The sequence below is a fragment of the Streptomyces sp. NPDC057287 genome (assembly GCF_042667905.1).
Classification (GTDB): Bacteria; Actinomycetota; Actinomycetes; order Streptomycetales; family Streptomycetaceae; genus Streptomyces.
The window spans coordinates 360,875-381,281 of sequence record NZ_JBHUYV010000005.1 but is presented as its reverse complement, the minus strand read 5'-3'; the positions used below and the strand labels follow the sequence as shown (position 1 = coordinate 381,281).

The following is a 20,407-nucleotide window of genomic DNA, read 5'->3' as shown; positions in this document are numbered from 1 at the left end:
GTAGTGGCGGCAGCTTGCGTCTCCGCTCTGCTCAACGGAGGGCGAGGACCGCGGCCCTGATGGCGCTGGGCTGGTCGAGCAGGTCCGTGCTGTCCGACCACTGGTCGACGCTGCCGACCAGTGCGAGAGTCCGGAGTTCCGGGTCCGTCACGGTGTGCGCGAGAGCCTGGGCGAATCGCTCGGCATGCAGGACCAGGAAGGGACGCGCGTGGTAGGGGCGGCACGCGGGGTCCACGGGAGCGATGAGCCCGGTCGCGTTCTGCAGCGATGCGACGGCCTCGTAGGCAGCACACAGGTGCGCCTCCCTGGCGTGGTGGTCAGCCGCAGCCAGAGCGCCACGAAGCACGGTGCCGAGCGGGCCGGCCGTCGCCAGTCTGTTGAACGAACTGCCGAGCCACTTGCCGTAAGGCGCGTACCGGCGCTCCAGCAGGTGGCACAGGTGCATCAGGATCCGTACCAGGCGTGCGGTCACAACCGTCGAGCCGATGTCGTCACCGACTTCCGCGCAGCGTCCTACGAACGCCTCTTCCTGCGCGATGCGCTGCCACTGGCAGGCCAGCAGGTAGCGCCATACCTGGTCCGGATACCAGGCCAGTCTTCGCCGCACGTCGGTGAGGGAGCCGAGCTCGTCGTGGAAGACAGCCCCGCCGGTCGTCTCGGCAAGCCGCTGCTGCGGTAGCGCCAACCAGTCGCGAGCGCCCAACTCGGCTGCTGCCGAACGCAGTCCGAGTCGGTCGTCCAGCCATCCGTCGATGTCGTGCAGGTCCACCCGGTGATTGACCGGGCCATCGGTCGCCCGCATGTGCCCGACCGGATCCAGCGGGTCGTCGCTCTCCTGGAAGTGGGTGGGCCAGCCCCGCACCTGCTTCGGGAGCCGTTCCGCCAGAATGCGGCGGATTTCCGGCCCGTGCGCGGCCTTGTCCCCGGCCTTCAGGAAGATCTCCAGCCGTGGCCCCCAATCGTGGTCGGCGGACCTCGGCGAGTCGAACCCGAGCACCTCGGAACCGCTGCCGATCCGAGCAGCCGCGTACGGCAGTCCCGGAAAGGCGTCCCGGAGGATCGGCTGGACCCCTTCGGCGTACAGGATTCCGGACAATTCAAGTCCAGGCACGAAACCGGCGCCAGAGATCGTCATGGGACAACTGTCCCGCATCCTCCCACCCGATCCCAGCGGATATCCCACGGTGTCCGGCCTGCCGTCAGCACCATGAACGCACCGAAGCGCGAGGAGCGCCGATTCCGATGGCACCGCCCAGGTCTGACCCGAGCAAGTAGGGGCACATGTGTTCCATCAATCAAAGGAGCAACGTCATGCTTGCCATAGCCGCCGCAGTCCTGTTCTTCATCGCGTTCCTGATCAACGCCGCTGACATCGCGACGAACGACATCTTCGCCTCGACGAACGTCATGCTGATCGGCCTGGCCCTTCTGGCCCTGCATGTCGCAGGTATCGGCAACGGGCGGCGCGTCGGGAGACGGTGATCGTCGGCCTCTCCCGCGCCGTGCGCAGGCCCCCGGTTCAGTGTCATCGAACCGGGGGCCTGCGCACGGGTGTTGTGAATCTCCAGGACACTGTGTCCATGCGCATTCGCCCGGTGAACGCCGAAGAGCTACCCCTGCTGCAGGACATCGAAAGAGCTGCCGGTCAGTGTTTCCGCGACATCGGCATGGCCGAGATCGCCGAGGACGAACCGCTCTCCGTAAATGAACTGACCTGCTATCAGGAGACGGGGCTGGCCTGGACCGCCGTCGATGCGGCAGACCGCCCGGCGGCCTACCTCGTCGCTGAGTACGTCGACGGAAACCTGCATGTCGAGCAGGTATCGGTACACCCTGCTCATGCGCGCCGCGGGACGGGTCATGCGCTGCTGAATCGTCTCGCGGCGCACGCTGTTGCCGGCGGTGTACCCGCTCTGACACTCACCACGTTCACCGACGTCCCCTGGAACGCGCCGTATTACGCGCGCTGCGGATTCCGCGTGATCGGGGACAGCGGCACAGGTCCCGGTCTGAGGGAGATCAGACGACGGGAAGCCGCCCACGGCCTCGACCGATGGCCCCGGGTCTGCATGCGCAGAGAGCTGTGATCCTGTGGAGGTCGCTCCGGCGGCTGGTTCCGAACATCCGTGGTGACCGCGCCCCCGCGGGCGCGGGAGCATGGTCCAGGAGGCCCTGACCCCGGTGGGGTGTCGGCCGGTCCACGTCGCCGTTGCCCGCATCCCAGGCGGACGGAACACGGCCGGGCCGAGGTGCGACGCCCTGTGCGGGGAGGGCAACCGCCGCGCGAGGCGGGGGCGAACCCCGCCCAGCGGGTCACTGGATCGAGTGAAAGAGGGACATGGCAGCGTACGAGATCACGACCGCCGGCGTCCGTGAGATGGCGAAATTCCTGGAGTGGGCTGACGACGAGCAGTGGAACCCGGGGAAACTGGATCACCTCCCCTTCCACGCCGCCGACCCGCACGGCTTTCTCCTGGGCCGGCTGGACGAGGAGCCCGTCACCTCCGTCTCGGCCGTGCGGTACGGAGCAGACTTCGGCTTCATCGGTTTCTACATCGCCCGGCCCCCGGTCCGCGGCAAGGGCTACGGGATCCAGGCCTGGCGGGCGGCCATGGACCGCCTGGACGGCCGGAACGTGGGTCTCGACGGTGTGGTCGAACAGCAGGACAACTACCGCAGGTCCGGATTCCGCACGGCCTGGAACCACGTGCGATACGCGGGAGTGCCGGACGGGGAGAAGCCCCCGGCAGGCATCACGGTGGCCGACGCCGGATCCGTTCCCTTCGGGCGGCTGGCTTCCTACGACCGCCGCTTCTTCCCCGCACGGCGTGACGCCTTCCTCTCGCTGTGGGTGGGACTGCCCGGCCACACAGCTCTTGTGGCGCTTCAGGACGGCGAGTTGCGGGGGTTCGGGGTCGTACGCCCGGCTGGGTCGGGCGCGCGCGTCGGTCCCCTCTACGCCGCCTCCGAGGACATCGCTCTTGCTCTGCTGAACGGCCTGTCGGCATCCCAGCAGGGGACACCGGTGGCTCTGGACGTGCCCGACGTGAACGTGACGGCGATCCGGCTGATGGAGCGCCTGGGACTCGAACCGACCTTCGAGTGCGCCCGGATGTACACGGGGGGCGTTCCCGATGTCGATGTGGCCGGCATCTATGCCGTGACCACGATCGAACTCGGGTAGCGCGCCGCTGCGCTGCTCGCTCCGGGCGTGAGTACGCGGAGGTGCGGCCCCCTTCGGCGTACGCGGAGATGCGGCCCCCCTCGAGGGCGTGGGCCCTCACCGGACGGCGGCGTCGTACTCCTGACTCTCCCGGGAGCACGGGCCGCTGTCGCGGTGGGGGACCGAGCTGTGGCGGCCTGCGGCGCAGGAGAGCCGGGTCCTACGGCTGGTCGGTGAACGCCGCGGCCAGCTCCCGCCATTCGGCCCGCGGCAGACCGCTGCCTCCCTCCTCGGCGGTGAGCACCTGGAGCGCGACGTGATCGGCGCCGGCATCGAGGTACTCCTGGGTCCTGGCCCTCACACGGTCGACGTCACCCAGGGCGAAGAGGGCGTCGAGCAGACGGACGCTTCCCCCGCCGTCGAAGTCGCTCTCCGAGAAGCCGAGGCGAAGCAGGTTGTCGGTGTAATTGGGCAGCCGGAGGTACAGCGAAAGCATGTTCCGGGCGGTGGTGCGGGCGCGGCCGAGGTCGGTGTCGAGCACCACCGACAGCTCCGGGGCCAGCAGCGCGTCCGGGCCGAGTGCCTTACGGGACTCCGCCGTGTGGTCGGCGGTGACGAGATAAGGGTGCGCGCCGAGTGCCCGGTCGGTGGCGAGTTTCAGCATCTTCGGTCCGAGCGCCGCAAGGACCCGGCGCCCGGATTGCAGAGGCGGGGTCGCAGCGTCGAGTGCGTCGAGGTAGGCGACCATCGCGCTGTACGGCTTGGAGTACTGCGGAACCATCGGGCCGTGGCTGACGCCCAGACCGAGAACGAATCGGCCGCGCGCGCTCGCGTCGATCGCGGCGATCCGTGCCGCGACCTCTTCTGCGGAGTGGTCCCAGATGCTCAGGATGCCTGTGGCCACGGTGATCGTGCGGGTGGCGGCGACGAGAGCGGCGGCGTCCTCCGGCGAGGGGCTGCCCCCGATCCAGAGAGTGCCGTAGTTCAGCTCTTCGAGCTCGGCCACCGCTTCCGCGAGCGCCTGCCTGCCCGCGTCGTCCGTCCGGGATGCGTGCAGGGCACCGCTCCAGATGCCGACCCGGCCGAACGTCTCAAGCGTCTCAGAAGTCATGGTGGCGTCAACAATGCCCCGTGGTCACTATTCCCGGTCCGGCGAGGGTTGCTCGATGAGGGGAAGCCGGGGGCCACCGCTGCCCGGTACCGGTGGCCCCCGGTCCGCGGGGCCGGCGGCCGGGACCGCCCCCGACCCTCGCGGGAGATGGCCCGACCGCCTCGCCACCAGCCGCACCTGCCTCCCTCGGCACCGGGCGGCGAGCACTCCGGTGCCGAGGGCGGACGAGCCACCGCGTCTGTCGCGTCAGGAGGACGTCGGTCCCTGCCGAAGGCCGGCCGCTTCGGAACCGCCCGCCGGTTCCGGCGTCTCGCGCGAGTGGTACGTCATGGTCAGGACGTCCGGCTTGACGGTGACGACGGCCTGTGCGCGTGGGAGCCGGGAGGTGAGCGTGAAGCGCGGCCAGGCCTGCAGGATGCTCGCCAGGATGATCTGGAGTTCGGCCCAGGCGAAGTTCTCACCGATGCACTTGCGCCGACCGTCGCCGAAGGCGAGGAACGACCCACGGGTGTGGGGAGCGCGCTCCGCCGTCCATCGGTCCGGGTCGAAGGTTTCCGGGTCGGTGAAGTAGCGGGCGTCGTGCTGGTGGAGGTAGGGGCTCCACACGACGTCGGCCCCTTCGGGGATGTGGTGGCCGCCGAGGTCGACGTCACGGGCCGCGGTCCGGGTCACCATCCAGGCAGGTCCGTACTTGCGGATGGATTCCTGGAGCACCCGTCGGGCGTACCGCAGTTGCCCGACGTCGTCGTACTGGAGAGCGCGGTCACCACAGACGGTGGTGAGTTCGTCGCGCAGACGCTTCTCCACCCCGGGATTCTGCGTGATCTCGAACAGCGTCCAGGCGAGGGTGGTGCCGGTGGTCTCGATCGCCCCGGTCAGCAGGGTTATGGCCTCGTCCTGCAACTGCTGCCGCGTCAGGGGGTCCTCGGCGGCCAGGAGCGTCGTGAAGAGTCCGCCCCGGTCCTGAGCCCCGGCCCCGGCGTGGGGGCATCCGGCCGCGCCGGCGGAGACCGTGGCGGCTGAGGGCGCCGGACCCGGGCGCCGGCCGGCGTGATGGTCGATGGCCTGGTCGATGAGGGCGCGCAGCCGGACGACCCGGTCCGCGTGCGCACGGTTGGCGGGCAGCGGGAGACGAGTGACCCAGGGCGGAGCGATCGTCTGGCGGATCGCCCCCTTCATGATCTCGGGCATGAGGGTGACGAATTCGCCCTCCAGATGCGCGGGGAGGTCCGCACCGAACAGGGCGACCAGGAACGCGGAGAGGGCAACCTCGTTCATGTCCGCGTACACATCGCGCGGCTGAGCCGCAGGCCAGACGCCGACCGCGTCCCGCACCAGGCCGATCATGGGGGCGCCGCGCTCGGCGACGTGGGACTTGTTGAACATGGGTTGTATCAGGCGCCGGTTCCGGAGGTGGGTGTCGCCGTCGGCGACCGTGGCGAGTCCGTCACCGAAGAACATGCGCAGTGCATCGATGATCTTGCCGCCTTTCCCGAAGTGCGCGGCGTCGTTCACCAGGACCTTGCGGGTCAGGGCAGGGTCGGTGACGACGAACGCGGGTGTGGGACCGATGCGTATACGGACCACGCTCCCGTGCTCGCGGAGTGAGGTCATGAACGGCAACGGCCTGCGGGCGAGCTGGAGGGCGTGGCCGACCAGGGGTAGGGCGCCGGGCGCGGTCCGTGTGGGGACGGTCGCTGAGGTGGGGGCACTCATGGGGGGCTGATCACTCCTTGTGGGGTATCGGCGATCGCCGCATGCATGCCCACCTGATGATCAAGGAATGCCATCGGTGTTGATCTTTGAGCCGCCGCCCGGTGACTTCGGCGTGCCCGGCCTCCGCGGTGCCGCGTGGGGCGAACTCGCCCGTCAGGGTGTCGCGGAACTCCAGTACCGGGCTACCTGCCCAGCATCGCCGACACCGGCTTCGACGCGAGGCGCCTCGTGTGTCCGCGTCAGCCGGCCAGGACCGCGGCGACTTCCTCCGCCATGACGCGGTATCCGGCGTCATTGGGGTGCAGAGCGTCCGCGTTCGCGTATGCGGGATCGAGGCGGTCGGCATCGGACGGGGCGGCGAGCGCCTTGTCGAAGTCGACGTACGAGTCGACCTCGCCCGTACGGCGGATCCAGTCGTTGACCTCGTTGCTGACCCGTGCCGCGTGCGGACCCCAGTGGTCGGACCCCTTGAGAGGGAGCAGGGTTGCGCCCACGGCCTCGATGCCCCTGCTGTGAGCTGCGTGGATCAGCTCGCGGTAGCCGGCGATGAGTTCGCGGGACGAGACGGTCGGGGCGGGCTTGTAGGTGGCGGGCGGGTTGGGGCCGTCGGCGGCTTCGCTGAAGCCGATGTCGTTGACCCCCTGGAGGATGACGACCGTGGAGACGCCCGGCTGGTCCAGGACGTCGCGCTCGAACCGGGCGGTGGCGCGCTCACCGAACCAGGCCGAGTCGTTGAGCACGAGGTTGCCGCCGATGCCCTGGTTGACGACGGGCCGCCCTGTGAGCTCGGCCAGGGCGTCGGAGTATCGCCGGTTGGTGTCGGGGGTGGATCCGAAGCCGTCGGTGATGGAGTCCCCGAAGACGACGATGCCGTCCTCGGCACCGGCCCCTCCTGTGCCTCCGGCTGCTCCTTCCGCGGACACGCCGCGCTGTGAGCCGCCCACCTCGATGCCGGAGAGGTAGTACCAGGACTGGGTCGTGCTGGTGTACGCGCTTCCTGCCGTGTCGGACCGGTGGTCGCCGTCCGCTCGGTAGGTGGTGGCCCAGCCCTGTGAATGGAACGTCGCGGGGCCTGTGGTCCCCGCGAAGTGGAGCGTGACCGTGACCGACTCCAGCCTCTCCAGGTGCAGTGAGGTCGCGTCGCTGCGCAGCTCGCCGTGGGCCGGAATCTCGGTCGATCCCCTGCCGTCGAAGGTGAGGCGGCGGACCGACCCCTTCTCGACGGCCGCCCCCTGTGCGGTGCGGGCGATCGTCGCGCCGGTGACCTGCAGAGGTGAGGTGCCGTACGCGTTGGAGAGCCGGATCCTGACCAAGTCGCCACCCCTCGTGGACCGGACCACCTGGCGGACGGACTGGTGGGAGAAGCCCTCCTGGGACCAGTTGGGCGTGAAGCCGGTGCTGGGCATCTGGGGAGAGGCGCCCCACGCTGTGGTCCAGGTGACGGGCGCTGCTTCACCGGGGCCGGCCAGGATGCCCATGGCGAGGGATCCGGCGACGAGAGGTGCGGCGACGCGGCGTACGGAAAGGGTGCTCACAAGTCCCCCTAATGGGAAGGTGGTTCCGTTAAGTTCCTTGAGCACCGTAGCAGGCGAACGGGCGTAATGGAACCATGGGGCCATTAGTGCGAAGTGGGAGCGTCCGTCATCGAAGAGTCCGGAGTGTCCGCCGGGCGCTGGTGAATCGCGCGTGCCGCAGCGCGGTTGGGCGCGGCACGAGGCGCGGACCGGCGCGCGCACGCCCGTCGGGGCATGCCGAAGCGAATGGCCGGGCGAGGTGCCAGCGATTCCGGTCGAGGCCCGTGGAGTGTGTCGGTGGCCGGAGGGCTCCGCAGTCAGGAGTCGGCGGGGCCCTGGGTGCTTTCCCGCAGGACGAGACGGTGCGCCACCACGCGGTCCTGCGGTGACTGGACGCCGGAACCCGCCGGGTCGGCGCTCGTGGACGAACCCGTCGCCTCGTCGATGCGGCGCAGGAGGAGCAGGACGGCTGTCCTCGCCACCGCCGCCTTGTCCGGCGCCACCGTGCTGAGCGTCGGAACGCTGAACCGGCCGCCCTCCACGTCGTCGAATCCCATCACGGCGACGCTCTCCGGGACGCGGACGCCGTGTTCGTGCAGCGTGCGCAACGCGCCGAGCGCCAGCTGGTCGTTGAAGCAGAGGAGTGCGTCGGGCCGCGCCCCGCGGATCAGTGCCCCTGCCACCGCCTCCGCGCCGTCGGACATCCGGAAGGACTCGACGGGCAGCAGGGCGGCGGGGTCGTACGGGATGCCCGCCTCCGCCAAGGCCGCTCGATAGCCGCGGGTGCGCGCCTCGGCCGTACCCAGGCCGGTGGCGTCACGTCCCCCGACGGCCAGGATCGAGCGCCGGCCGAGCGAGATCAGGTGCTCGGTGGCCTCGCGCGCGGCCTTCTCGTTGTCTATGGCGACGTGGTCGGCGCCCTCCTCCAGCAACTCCCCGATGAGGACGGTCGGGGGAGCGCCCGGACGCTCGCGCAGGTCGTCGGCGGTGAGGGCGAGAGGGCTGAGGATGATCCCGTCGACGAAGTCGGAGCCGAAGCCGGCCAGTGCGGCCAGCTCGTGTTCACGGTCGGCGCCGGACTGGTGGATCAGCACCGTCAGTGAACGCTCTCCGGCTTCGCGGACCACGTGGCGGGCGAGTTCGGCGAAGTACGGGACGTCGAGCTCTGGTACGACGAGGGCGATGATGCCGGTGCGACCCTTGCGCAGGTGGCGGCCCGCCAGGTTGACCCGGTATCCGAGATGCGCGATGGACTCCTGGACCACTCTCCGGGTGCGCTCGGAGACATGGGTGTAGTCGTTGATCACATTGGACACCGTCTTCTCGGACACGCCCGCGTGCCGGGCGACGTCCTTGATCCTGGGCCGTGCCACCGTGACCTCCCCTTCCCTCGCGCGCCGCCGAGTCTATGTCCAGCCGTGCGGCGTGGACGCCCCCGGCCTCCGGGCGGACCCATCGGCGGCCGTGCTTCGGGCAAACGTCTGTACCGAACCCTTTACAGCGAATGTACATCGATGTAAAAACATGCCACCGCACCGTTTCAGCCGGTGCGCCAACCATCTGCCGTACGCGGTGGACCCGCTCGTACCCGGGGTCCACCGCCGGTCCGGCATGAGCGTCCGGCCGTCGAAAGGTCCGTGATGAGTTCTTCGTTCCCTGCCCGACAGGTGCGCCACCCCCGGGCGCCTGGTCCGGCACACGGTGTCAGCCGCCGCGGGATCCTCCGTTCCGGCCTGGCCGGAGCCGGTGCGCTGGCCGCGGCCGGATCGCTCGCGGGCTGTGCCTCACCCGCCTCGGCCTCCGGTGCGTCCGAGCTGAGCGTCTGGGACCTCTTCCAGGGCGGTGACGGCATGCTGATGGACGAGATGATCGCAGCCGTCTCCGCGGGGCCGGACGGTTTCGCCGTCGACCGCACCATCCTCGACTGGGGGCCGTCGTACTACACGAAGCTCGCCATGTCCGCCGCGGGCGGCCGGGCCTCGGACGTCGCCGTGCTGCACCTCTCCAGACTGGCGGGATACGCCCCCGGAGGCCTGCTGGACCCCTTCGACCTCGACCTGCTCGCCGAATTCGGGGTGACGGAGAAGGACTTCACCCCAGCGGTGTGGTCGCGGACCCAGCACGCCGGGACCGTGTACGCGATCCCCCTCGACGTCCACCCCTTCATCGTCTTCTACGACCGGGAGGCGGCGGACAAGGCCGGGCTCCTCGACCCGGCGGGCGAGCTGGCACCGATGGGATCGCCCCAGGCCATGCTGGACGCGGGCAAGGCGCTCGCCGACGCCACCGGGAGCTCGGGCATCCTCTTCGGACACGTCACCGACACCGCCCAGAACTGGCGGCAGTTCGCCGCCTTCTACGCGCAGACCGGTGCGTCCTTCACCCTGCCGGACGGAGGACCTCCCCGCATCGACGTCGATGCGGCGGTACGGGTCGTGGACTTCATGAAGCAGCTCTTCGACGGGAAGACCAACCCCAACAACCTCGACTACAACGGTGCGCTGGCCAACTTCGTCGGCGGGCGCGGCGGCATGGTCATGCTCGGCGAATGGGAGCTGCCGACGCTGAAGAAGTCCGGCATCCCCCTGGGGGCCGCACCCTTCCCCCAGGTCTTCGAGCGGCCCGCCGTCTACACCGACTCCCACAGCTTCGTCCTCCCGCACCAGAAGAACCCTGACCCGGCCCGGCGGCGCGAGGCCCACCGCTACATCGCGCAGATCATCAAGCAGAGCCTCACCTGGGCGAGCGCGGGTCACATCCCCGCCTACCAGCCGGTGCTCGCCGAACCCGGGTACACCGCGCTGGACCCGCAGTCGTCGTACGCGGACGCGGGCGACGTCGCCGTGCTCGACCCCCCGAACTGGTTCGTCGGCGCCGGTTCGAACTTCCAGAACCGGATGTGCCAGCCGCTCCAGGCGGCCCTGATGGGCAACACCTCCGCCGAAAAAGCGGTGCGCCAGATGATCCGCGAAGTGGACACGCTGCTTCGGCAGCCCAACCCGGTGGCCTGACCGAGAGCCGAAGGAGTCATCCCGTGACCACCACCGCACCCATAGGCGCCGACACGCCGGCCGGCGCGCCTTCCCCCGCACCCGGCGGACTGCGCCCGCCCGGCCGGGGATCCCGTCGCCGGCCGGGTACCGGACTGCTCTTCGTCCTGCCCTTCCTGATCGTCTTCGCGCTCTTCCTGGTCTGGCCCGTCGTCCACGGCCTCTGGCTGAGCTTCACCGACACCTCGCTCGCCATCCGCGACACGACCTTCGTCGGCTTCGACAACTACGCCGAGGCCTTCGGTGACCCCGACGTGTGGAGCAGCCTCGGGAACACCGCCGTCTTCACCGCCATCTCCTGCGTGCCGCTCGTACTGGTGGCCCTCGCGATGGCGCTCCTGGTGCACAGCGGCCTGGCCGGTCAGTGGGTCTGGCGTCTGGCCTTCTTCGCGCCCTACCTGCTGCCCGTGACCGTCGTGACACTGATCTGGACGTGGCTCTACCAGCCCGACCTGGGCCTGGGGAACCAGCTCATGACCACGCTGGGCCTCGAACCAGTCGGCTGGCTGTCCGACGAGGCCGTGACCATGTGGGCCGTCGCGGCCCTCACCGTCTGGTGGACGGTCGGCTTCAACTTCCTGCTCTACCTCTCCGCCCTGCAGTCCCTGCCCTCCACCTACGACGAGGCCGCGGCGCTCGACGGCGCCGGCGCATGGCGCCGGCTGTGGTCCGTCACGCTGCCGCAACTGCGCAGAACCACCGTGCTGGTGGCCATGCTCCAGGTCCTCGCCTCGCTCAAGGTGTTCGACCAGATCTACATCCTCACCAAGGGCGGGCCCAACGGATCCACCCGCCCGATCCTCGAGTACGTCTACGACGTCGGGTTCACCGGCTACCGCCTGGGCTACGCCTCGGCCGTCTCCTACCTCTTCTTCGCGCTCGTGATCATCGTCTCCGTCGCACAGCTCCGCTTCTTCCGGAAGGAGGACTGACCATGTCCGCCACCGTCACCGCACCTCGCAGACGCCCTCGGCCACCGCGTCGAGCGGACGGCTCCCCGCTGCTCCTGGGACACGGACGCACACCCCGCGTGCTGGCCGGGACCGCACTGGCCGTCCTGGCGGCGCTATGGCTGCTGCCCTTCGTCTGGGCCGTCGCCACTTCCCTCCAGAGCGAGCAGGACGTGGCCACCCCCGGCCTCTCCCCGCTGAAGGGAGCACTCACCCTCGGGTCGTACGAGCAGATCCTCGATCGGGGCAACGTAGCGCTCTGGGCGTTCAACAGCTTCCTCGTGGCAGGCCTGGTCACGCTGCTCACCGTCGCCGTCTCCACCCTCGCCGCCTACGGCTTCGCCAGGGGGACCTTCCGAGGCCGGCGTGCGCTCCTCGCCGTCACGGTCGCCGCGATCATGGTTCCGCCGCAGCTGCTGGTGGTCCCGCTGTTCAAGCAGATGCTGCTCTTCGACCTCGTGGACACCTACGCCGCGGTGATCCTGCCCCAAGTGGTCGCGCCGATGATGGTCTTCATCCTCAAGCGGTTCTTCGAAAGCATCCCCCGGGAACTGGAGGACGCCGCGCGGATCGACGGGGCCTCCGAGCTGCGGGTGTTCACGTCGATCGTGCTGCCCCTGTCCAGGCCCATCGTCGCCGCCGTGTCGATTTTCGTCTTCATCGGGGCGTGGAACAACTTCATGTGGCCGTTCATCGTCACCAACGACCCCTCACTGATGACGCTGCCGGTCGGGCTGGCGACCGTCAAGGACGCCTACGGCGTCCAGTACGCACAGTCCATGGCCTCCGCCCTGCTGGCGGCGCTCCCGCTGATCGTGGTGTTCCTCCTCTTCCAGAGGCGCATCGTCAACTCGGTCGCCACCACGGGGCTCGGCGGTTCCTGATCCCGCCGATGCCCCGCACCACCCTCCGTACCACCCGGGAGCGGCCCTTCGCCCGCCCCGCCGATCGACTGGAGCACGCGTGTCCACTCACTCCGTACCGCGTCCGGAGTACCCCCGTCCGCAGTTCGTCCGCCGCGACTGGCTCAATCTGAACGGCCCGTGGCAGTTCGAGACCGACCAGGGGGACAGCGGACTGGAGCGCGGTCTCCTCGCGCGTGATCTGGGCCGGGAGATCCTCGTCCCCTTCCCGCCCGAGTCCGAGCTCTCCGGCATCGGCGAGACGGACTTCCTGGAGGCCGTCTGGTACCGGCGGACCCTGTCCCTGCCGCCCTCATGGGCCGGACGCCGTGTGCTGCTGCATTTCGGTGCCGTCGACTACGACACGACCGTCTGGGCCGACGGCACCGAGGTCGCGCGTCACCGGGGAGGCTTCACCCCGTTCACCGCCGACCTCGGCGACGTCGCCGGCTCCGGCGAGGACGTCGTCGTCACCGTCCGGGCCCGTGATCCCCGCTCCGGCCCGCAGGCCCGGGGGAAGCAGGCGATCCAGTACGCGAACCACGACTGCAACTACACCCGGGTCACCGGGATCTGGCAGACCGTCTGGGCTGAACCCGTGTCCGAAGTCCACCTGAGGCGCCCCCGGATCACTCCCGATCTCGGCGGCTCGGCCTTCCACCTCGAACTGCCGCTGTCCGGCAACCGGCCGGACCACCTCGTCCGCGCCGTGCTGAGCGACGCCGACGGGGAGGTCAGCCGCGCCGAGGCCCGCGCCGACCTCGACCTGGCACCGCGTCTCCACCTCCTCGTCGACGCCTCCAGGCGACGGGAATGGAGCCCCGAGGATCCCCACCTGTACGACCTGCGCCTCGAACTGCTCGACGGCGCGGGCGAGGTGATCGACAGCGTGGAGAGCTACGCAGGCCTGCGCTCCGTCGGCCTGCGGGGCAAGGCCGTCACCCTCAACGGGCGCCCCGTCTTCCAGCGGCTCGTGCTCGACCAGGGGTGGTACCCGGACGGGCTGATGACGGCCCCGACCGACGAGGCGCTGGTCCGTGACATCGAGCTCGCGATGGAGGCCGGCTTCAACGGCGCCCGGCTGCACCAGAAGGTCTTCGAGGAGCGCTTCCTCCACCACGCGGACCGGCTGGGCTACCTGGTCTGGGGCGAGTTCGGCGACTGGGGCTGCGAGACCGGCGGTTCCTCCGGCGACAACCAGCAGCCGGACGCCTCGTACGTCGGCCAGTGGCTGGAGGCGGTGGAACGCGACTACTCGCACCCCTCGATCATCGGCTGGTGCCCGCTCAACGAGACGTACCAGAAACTGCACGACCGCATCACCCAGCTCGACGCGGTCACCCACGCCATGTTCCTGGCCACCAAGGCCATGGACACCACCCGCCCGGTGATCGACTCGTCCGGCTACGCCCACCGGGTCGCCGCGACGGACATCTACGACGCCCACAACTACGAGCAGGACCCGGCCGCCTTCCGGCAGCTCATGGCCGGCCTGGCCAAGGACGAACCCTTCGTCAACGCGTACGAGAACGGCACGGCCTACTCGCAGCCGTACCGCGGCCAGCCGTACTTCGTCAGCGAGTTCGGCGGCATCTGGTGGGACCCGGAGGCGGCCGCCGACCGGTCGGGCGAGGACCGCACCGAGTCCTGGGGCTACGGTGAACGCGTCCGGGACGAGGACGAGTTCCACGAGCGCTTCCTCGGCCTCACAAGCGTGCTGCTCGGGGACCCCGCCATGTTCGGCTACTGCTACACGCAGCTGACCGACGTCTTCCAGGAGCAGAACGGCGTCTACCGCTTCGACCGGGGCACCAAGCTCGACATCTCCCGCATCCGTGCGGCGCAGCTGCGGCCGGCAGCCATCGAGGAGGGCCGGGGCCAGGTGTAGCGGATCCGGACGGAGGCCTCCCCGTGCCGCGAGTGACGGGGAGGCCTCCGGGCGCTCCTGCTCGTGCCGACCGGCCGTTTCAGCGCCGTTCGAGGCGCCAGATCTGCGGCTGGAGGCCGTTGCACGTCCACTGCCGGACATCGCCCCCGGGCTCACGGGACCCGCTCGCCACGTCGAGGCACTGGCCGCCGGCCCCGGAGACCAGCCGGTAGTAGCCGCGGCCGACGTTCTCGAACCGCCAGTCCTGCGCCGCCCGGCCGTTGCACGTCCACTGCCGGACGTCGGCGCCCGGCACCGCCGACCCGTTCTCGACGTCCAGGCAGTGCCCGCTGTTTCGTCCGGTGAGGGTGAAACGGCCCCCGCCACGCGCCTTCAGGACCCAGTCCTGCGGGCCGAGTGCGTTGCACGTCCACTGCTGGACGTTGCCGCCCGCCACCCGGGAGTCGCCGGCCACGTCGAGGCAGTGCCCGCTGTTCGCGTTCACCAGGCGGTGGACGGCCCCGTCCGCCACCCCTGCCGCGTCACCGCTTCCGGTGGTCCGGCCGGACGCGAAGTAGGGCCGGCACACGGTGCCGTCCCAGTCGGTCGCGATCTGCAGCACCTGGGTGCCGTCCGCCGACGGGAGCAGCGGAGAGCTGTAGTTCTGGCAGTAGTTCACACCCGGATCGGTGACTTTCACCGGGGCTTCGATCTCGTACCACGGGCCGGTCCCGTTCTCCGTGTTGGCCAGGATCGTCCTGCCGCTGTCCGCGGCCGTGCTGCCGTCCCGGTTCAGCAGCTTCTGCCCGATCAGCAGGATCCTGCCGTTCGTGCCGCCACCCGGTGACGGGGACCAGGCGATGGTCGGCGCCGCGCGGAAGTACTTGCCGTCGACGGTCTCCGGCCGGAAGCCCAGGTGCGCCGGATCGCCCCAGTTCCACCCGTCCGCCGAGGTCCGGTAGTGGACCACGCACTGATACTGGCCGCCGGGATTGCAGATCTCGTAGCTCATGAAGTACGTGGAGTTCGGGAGTTGCCGGACCACCGGCATGCCGGGCCGGTCGGGGGTCCAGCCGCTCGCCACGACGTTCCGCCGGTCCTGCCAGTGGACGCCGTCGTAGCTGCGTACGGCGGACAGCTTCTGACTGTGCGCGGGGTCCGTCTCGTCGGCGTAGTGACAGACCAGAGCCCCGTCCGCTGCCACGGAGAACTCCGGCTCCCACAGCCCGCCCGTTCCCGTCGCGGAGGCGCAGGACGAGAGGTAGGACCAGGTGCGGCCGATGTCGTTGCTGCGCCAGACGCGGATGGCCATACGGCGGTTGCTCTCGTCCTGCCCGGCGGAGGACGCCCAGAGCAGGGTGCCCGCGGGCAGCCCGCCGACCTGCCGGGGGAGCTCGAAGAGCGTGGTGCAGCACAGGCCCTGGCCTCCGGCCGACTCCGGGTCGCCGACCCTGCCCACCTCCCTGAAGGTCGCTCCCGCGTCGGTGCTCTCGTGGAGGGCGCCGATGCCGTTGTTGCCGTCGAAGGTGACGACGCTCGCGAGAATGCGGCCGTTCGCCGAACCGTTGTGGGCGAGCCGGACGGCACGCGGGTACAGACCTGTGCCGTTCCGCAGCGGCGTACCGGTGGCCGCCGCGGAGAGGCCTTCCGCCGGCACGCTCGCGGCCGACGCCCGGCCGGGCGTGGCGTGCGCCGTCGACGCGGGCGGGGAGACGGCCGCGGCGGCCGGACCGGGGAGTGCGAGCGCCAGGAGTCCGGCGGACACCGCCACCCTCCTGGCCCATCGCCGCGCCCGGGGAGAGACGCCCGCGGTGCCGGCGCCGGTCGCGGACGATGTTGTGGAGGCCGTTCCCGCGAGTGGCGAGAGGTGAGTGCGGAGTCTCGGTGTGCGCAATCGGAACACGCGGGTCTTCCTTCCTCAGGTGCTGCATGACGGACGGGCGGGGCGTGCCGTGCCGGAACGGAGGCGCTGCGCGGGACCCGGGCGAGGTCGTCCTGGAGACCGTGTGGCGGGGTTCGGCGCCGACGGGACCAGGTGGTGCCCGGGAAGGCCGAAGCCGTTGCCGACGCGGCCCGGCGGGCAGGGCAGGGGGAGTTGCCAGAGAGTTGACATGTCCAGGGCTAGTCACGATGATGTTACGGCGCTCTTCCATCGATGTAAATGTCGTCGTCGAAGCGGCGGCGGCCAACCCGGGAACGAGGCCATGAAACTTTTTCGGAGTCTGTACGGTGCCGCGGCCGTCGTGCTGTCCGGCGTCCTTCTCCTGGTGATGACCCTGTCCTCCGCGGAGCCCGCCCGGGCCGGGCAGACAAGCCTCCGGGCGGCGGATCCCAGCGTGCTGCGGGTCGGCAGCACCTACGTCTCGGTCCAGTCCACCGGTGGTGGCATCGCCGTACGGCAGGCTTCGTCGACGGCGGCTCTGGCCTCGGCCGCCGCCCGGCAGGTCTGGTCCGACACCCGTGGCCTCGGCGAGGTCTGGGCGCCGGAGGTCGTCGTCGACGGCGGCCGCTACTACATCTACTTCTCCGCCGGCCGGGGCACTGCCCACCGGATGTACGTGATCAGCTCCACCGCGCCGGACAGCGGGTACACCGCAGAGACGAAGCTGGCGCTGCCGGACGACAAGTGGGCCATCGACGGGGCCCTGTTCACCTTCAACGGGCAGCGCTGGTTCGTGTGGTCCGGGTGGGCCGGCGACACCAACGTCGAGCAGAACCTCTACATCGCCCGGATGAGCAGCCCGACCACACCGACCGGCGCGCGGTACGTCATCTCACAGCCCAGGGAGGGCTGGGAACGCGTCGTCGGCAACCCGTTCATCAACGAGGGCCCCGAGCCCATCAAGGACCCCAACGGCCAGCTGCACGTCGTGTACTCCGCCAACGGCAGCTGGAGCGACCAGTACTGCCTGGCCGACCTGAGGCTGCGGGCGGGCGGCGACCCGACGTACGTATGGGACTGGTACAAGTCCAACGGCTGCCTGTTCGGCTCCAACCGCGCGACGATGATGTCCGGCTGGGACCCGACGCTGAACGTCAACGGCCCCGGCCACCACAGCTTCGTCCTGCTCAACGGGGACATCGGCACGAGCCCGCCCGCCGGCCCCAAGTTCCCGTCGATGTTCCACGCGGTGCCGAAGGGCACGCCGTACGCGTGGGAGAACCGGTACTGGTACACCGGTACGTTCGCATGGTGGGGCAACACCACCTACAGCCGTGCCAACGTACCCGGGCCGAACACCGACACCGGCTGGAGTCTGAAGTTCTTCGAGTGAGCCGGGAGCCCCCCGGCGCTCGGTCCGCCGGGAGCCGGGTGGTGACGCCGCTCGCCGAAGCCGCCCGAAGGGCGACGTGCCGCCGCCGGTCCCGGAGCCCGGGGCCGACGGCGGCGGACGAGGTCAGGTGCCGGAGACCTCTCTCGCCACATGCTCCAGCCTGCGCCGGTGGTCCTCCCACCAAGCCTGATCCTCTGCCGGCACGCCGTCCTTGTCCGCGAGGTGCCCGACCGCTCCGTCGATCAGCTCTCGCACGATGTCGGCGTGGCCCGCGTGCCGCTGGGTATCGGTGATCACACGCACCAGGATGTGATGCAGTGTCACCTCCCGTCGCTCCTGAGGCCACCACGGGACGTGACCGACCGCGTCGAGCGCCAGAGTCTCGATCGTGCTGTCGGAGTGCGCCCACGCCTTGCGGTACAACCCGACGACCCCTTCCCGCGACTCGTCCGCCGTGGCCCACATGTCCGCGTTGGGTTCCGCGTCCTGCGTGTACCACCAGGGCGGCGGCTTCTCGTCGAAGAAGGGCCGTCCGAACGTGTCGCCGAAGTACCCCAGCTCGACGCCCGCGAGGTGCTTGACCAGTCCCAGCAGATTCGTGCCGGTGGGGGTCAGGGGGCGGCGGACGTCGTACTCCGTGAGCCCGTCGAGCTTCCGGAGCAGGGCGCTGCGCCCGTCCTGCAGATAGCGGAGAAGGTCTGCTTTCGGATCCGGTTCGGTCATGCCGGGAAGTCTTCCACCCGGCACCGACAGCCGGGCCCGCAGGCGCCGCGGAGCGATGCCTCAGGGCGGTGACGCGACGGCGTGATGACGGACCGGCCGGGCATTGGCTGTCATCGGATGTCGGTCCTCTCGCCGTCGATGACGATGGCCTGGCCGTCACGGAGGGGCTGGTGGGGTGTCCCCGCGGCTCGGTAGACCTCGGCGACCGTGCCCAGGATCTCGGTCTCCGGGTGCCCGGGGGAGTCGATGTGGGGCACCACGACGTAGTCGAGCAGGCCGAGCCCGTCCCGACGGGCAGGAGCGCCGTACGCTGCCAGGACCGCTCGGGGGTCGTCGCATCGTTCCAGCCCGTGCAGGTCGGGTGCGAGGACACATGCTCCGGCGCTGTAACCGCCGTAGACGATGTCGTCGCGCCGCAGCAACTCGATCAGCGCGATGTCCGCACCGCTGCGGGCGAGGGCGTGGCGCAGGACGAACACGTTGCCTCCCCGCACCCAGACCAGCTGGAACCGGCTCAGGGCCTCCGCCGTGCGGCTGGGAGGCCCGTCGAAGAACACCCGGAGATCCAGTTCGGCGGCTCGCAGGCCGAGCAGGCCGAGCGCTTCGATCTCCCGCGCCGACGCCGTCCGCCGCTCGTCCTCGGGCAGGGCGTCCAGCGCGTTGACGATCACGGCCACTTCCCCTGTGCCGACCGGCTCGCGCAGGAGCGCGAGCAGCCGGTCGGGGTGATCACCGGTGCGGAACGACGAGAGGTACATGCGCATCCGAGAACCGTAGATGCCGTGTGCCGGGGGGTTCCACGAGGTCGTCGGTGTCGGCTCCCCGGGCCGGCCGCCCCGGCGAACCGTGGCGGAGCGAGCGGCTGCCGAGGGCCGGTCGGTCGCTCGTCCGTATGCCGGTACGGAGGGGCGGCGCGTCCGCACCCGCGGCTCCGGGGGGGAAGATCGGTCGGCCGCAGCCCGCGCGGTGCTGTGCCGGCCCGTGCCTACAGGGCCAGCATGCCGGTGCGCAGCTTGCCGAGCGTCCGTGTGAGGAGGCGGGACACGTGCATCTGGGAGACGCCCAGTTCGGCGCCGATCTGTGCCTGTGTCAGCTCCTGGCCGAAGCGCATCTCGATGATGCGGCGCTCACGGTCGTCGAGCTGCTCCATCAGCGGGGCCAGGGCGTGCAGGTTCTCCACCGTCTCCATGGCCGAATCGGGCTCGCCGAGGATGTCGGCGAAGGTACGGGTCGCCGCTCCGGTGGTCTCGCCGTTGTTCGTCGGCAGGTCGAGGGAGCCGGCGGTGTAGCCGTTCGAGGCGATGATGCCCTCGATGACCTCGTCCTCGGTGAGGTCCATGTGCGCGGCCAGTTCCCTCGCCGTCGGGTCACGGTCGAGGAGGGTGGCGAGTTCGTCCTTCGCCTTGGCCAGTTCCACGCGCAGTTCCTGCAGCCGTCGGGGGACGTGGACGGCCCAGGTGGTGTCACGGAAGAAGCGCTTGATCTCGCCGACGATGTAGGGGACGGCGAAGGTGGCGAACTCGACCTCCCGGGAGAGTTCGAACCGGTCGATGGCCTTGATGAGGCCGATGGTTCCGACCTGGGTGATGTCCTCCATGTCTCCGCTGCCCCGGTTGCGGAAGCGGCGCGCGGCGAACCGGACCAGGGAGATGTTCATCTCGATGAGGGTGTTGCGCGCGTACTGGTACTCGTGCGTGCCCTCTTCCAGGACCTGCAACTGCTCGAAGAACAGAGCCGACAGGGCGCGGGCGTCCTTCGGGCTCACCTTGCCGGTGTCTTCGATCCAGGGCAGCTCACCGACGCGTTCGGGCGAGGCCTTCGCAGCCGACGTCCGGTCGGTCGCCAGGGTCCCGGCGGTCTGTGCAGCAGTCATTTCGTTCCCACCCTTGATCGTGCTGGAGCGCGCTTCCTCACGAGCCCCTGCCCGGCCTCGGGAGGCCCATGCGCGATGACGCCAGATTTTCTTGCTGTGTGGAAACTGTTGTCTTCGGACATCGTAAGATGAACGCGCCCGCCACCGGTGCGACCTCTCGGGCGCGCCGCGCAGGATCGGGCACAGGCCCCGTACGCTGGAGGCCGACGGCCGGGGCCCTCGATCGGTCCGGGTTTCGGCGCAGCACGACGAGAAACAGGATC

Annotated in this window: 17 protein-coding genes; 8 read left to right on the top strand and 9 right to left on the bottom strand. The window is 70.1% G+C overall.

Annotation, left to right across the window (positions count from 1 at the left end):
* Positions 1-31 precede the first annotated feature (31 nt).
* Positions 32-1,135, bottom strand: a complete 1,104-nt coding sequence (locus ACFUNE_RS12430) for a DUF4037 domain-containing protein (RefSeq protein ID WP_383565550.1) — start codon at positions 1,133-1,135, stop codon at positions 32-34.
* A gap of 176 nt (positions 1,136-1,311) precedes the next feature.
* Between ACFUNE_RS12430 and ACFUNE_RS12425 the strand changes: the two genes are divergently transcribed.
* The 3 genes from ACFUNE_RS12425 (at position 1,312) to ACFUNE_RS12415 (ending at position 3,184) form a co-directional block, all read left to right on the top strand.
* Positions 1,312-1,482, top strand: a complete 171-nt coding sequence (locus ACFUNE_RS12425; protein WP_329225229.1) for a hypothetical protein — start codon at positions 1,312-1,314, stop codon at positions 1,480-1,482.
* 98 nt (positions 1,483-1,580) lie between these two features.
* Positions 1,581-2,087: a GNAT family N-acetyltransferase gene (locus ACFUNE_RS12420; protein WP_383565548.1), complete on the top strand. Its 507-nt coding sequence runs from the start codon at positions 1,581-1,583 to the stop codon at positions 2,085-2,087.
* Positions 2,088-2,338: 251 nt separating this feature from the next.
* Positions 2,339-3,184 carry a GNAT family N-acetyltransferase gene (locus ACFUNE_RS12415; RefSeq protein ID WP_383565546.1) on the top strand — a complete coding sequence of 282 codons (846 nt, stop codon included), beginning with the start codon at positions 2,339-2,341 and terminating at the stop codon, positions 3,182-3,184.
* 199 nt (positions 3,185-3,383) lie between these two features.
* On the opposite strand, the gene ACFUNE_RS12410 is transcribed toward ACFUNE_RS12415, so the two are convergent.
* The 4 genes from ACFUNE_RS12410 to ACFUNE_RS12395 all read right to left on the bottom strand — a co-directional run bounded on the left by ACFUNE_RS12410 (position 3,384) and on the right by ACFUNE_RS12395 (position 8,877).
* Positions 3,384-4,274, bottom strand: coding sequence for an LLM class F420-dependent oxidoreductase (locus ACFUNE_RS12410; RefSeq protein WP_383565544.1), 891 nt, complete (start codon positions 4,272-4,274; stop codon positions 3,384-3,386).
* A gap of 246 nt (positions 4,275-4,520) precedes the next feature.
* The gene (locus tag ACFUNE_RS12405) at positions 4,521-5,990 is read right to left on the bottom strand and encodes a cytochrome P450 (RefSeq protein WP_383565542.1); all 1,470 of its coding nucleotides are present in this window, start codon (positions 5,988-5,990) and stop codon (positions 4,521-4,523) included.
* A gap of 239 nt (positions 5,991-6,229) precedes the next feature.
* Positions 6,230-7,525, bottom strand: a complete 1,296-nt coding sequence (locus tag ACFUNE_RS12400; protein WP_383565540.1) for an SGNH/GDSL hydrolase family protein — start codon at positions 7,523-7,525, stop codon at positions 6,230-6,232.
* Positions 7,526-7,821: 296 nt separating this feature from the next.
* Entirely contained in the window at positions 7,822-8,877 is a 1,056-nt protein-coding gene (locus ACFUNE_RS12395; protein ID WP_383565538.1) for a LacI family DNA-binding transcriptional regulator, read from the bottom strand.
* A 267-nt stretch (positions 8,878-9,144) separates the two neighbouring features.
* Here ACFUNE_RS12395 and ACFUNE_RS12390 point away from each other — a divergent pair, with 267 nt between their 5' ends.
* The 4 genes from ACFUNE_RS12390 to ACFUNE_RS12375 all read left to right on the top strand — a co-directional run bounded on the left by ACFUNE_RS12390 (position 9,145) and on the right by ACFUNE_RS12375 (position 14,294).
* A complete protein-coding gene (locus ACFUNE_RS12390; protein WP_383565536.1) occupies positions 9,145-10,515 on the top strand; it encodes an extracellular solute-binding protein in 1,371 nt (456 codons plus the stop codon).
* Between the two features lie 23 nt (positions 10,516-10,538).
* Positions 10,539-11,486 (top strand): carbohydrate ABC transporter permease, encoded by a 948-nt coding sequence (locus ACFUNE_RS12385; RefSeq protein ID WP_383565534.1) that lies wholly within the window; start codon positions 10,539-10,541, stop codon positions 11,484-11,486.
* Between the two features lie 2 nt (positions 11,487-11,488).
* Positions 11,489-12,388: a carbohydrate ABC transporter permease gene (locus ACFUNE_RS12380; RefSeq protein WP_383565532.1), complete on the top strand. Its 900-nt coding sequence runs from the start codon at positions 11,489-11,491 to the stop codon at positions 12,386-12,388.
* Positions 12,389-12,467: 79 nt separating this feature from the next.
* Complete coding sequence (locus ACFUNE_RS12375) at positions 12,468-14,294, top strand: glycoside hydrolase family 2 protein (protein WP_383565530.1); 1,827 nt, start codon at positions 12,468-12,470, stop codon at positions 14,292-14,294.
* A 79-nt stretch (positions 14,295-14,373) separates the two neighbouring features.
* Here ACFUNE_RS12375 and ACFUNE_RS12370 read toward each other — a convergent pair whose 3' ends face one another.
* Positions 14,374-16,038, bottom strand: coding sequence for an RICIN domain-containing protein (locus tag ACFUNE_RS12370; protein WP_383565528.1), 1,665 nt, complete (start codon positions 16,036-16,038; stop codon positions 14,374-14,376).
* A 439-nt stretch (positions 16,039-16,477) separates the two neighbouring features.
* Here ACFUNE_RS12370 and ACFUNE_RS12365 point away from each other — a divergent pair, with 439 nt between their 5' ends.
* Positions 16,478-17,548, top strand: a complete 1,071-nt coding sequence (locus ACFUNE_RS12365; protein ID WP_383565526.1) for a glycoside hydrolase family 43 protein — start codon at positions 16,478-16,480, stop codon at positions 17,546-17,548.
* Between the two features lie 123 nt (positions 17,549-17,671).
* On the opposite strand, the gene ACFUNE_RS12360 is transcribed toward ACFUNE_RS12365, so the two are convergent.
* From ACFUNE_RS12360 to ACFUNE_RS12350, 3 genes are all read right to left on the bottom strand, one after another.
* Positions 17,672-18,271 carry a DinB family protein gene (locus tag ACFUNE_RS12360; protein ID WP_383565524.1) on the bottom strand — a complete coding sequence of 200 codons (600 nt, stop codon included), beginning with the start codon at positions 18,269-18,271 and terminating at the stop codon, positions 17,672-17,674.
* Between the two features lie 110 nt (positions 18,272-18,381).
* Positions 18,382-19,035: a Type 1 glutamine amidotransferase-like domain-containing protein gene (locus ACFUNE_RS12355; protein ID WP_383565522.1), complete on the bottom strand. Its 654-nt coding sequence runs from the start codon at positions 19,033-19,035 to the stop codon at positions 18,382-18,384.
* A gap of 221 nt (positions 19,036-19,256) precedes the next feature.
* The gene (locus tag ACFUNE_RS12350; RefSeq protein ID WP_383565520.1) at positions 19,257-20,144 is read right to left on the bottom strand and encodes a SigB/SigF/SigG family RNA polymerase sigma factor; all 888 of its coding nucleotides are present in this window, start codon (positions 20,142-20,144) and stop codon (positions 19,257-19,259) included.
* Positions 20,145-20,407 lie beyond the last annotated feature (263 nt).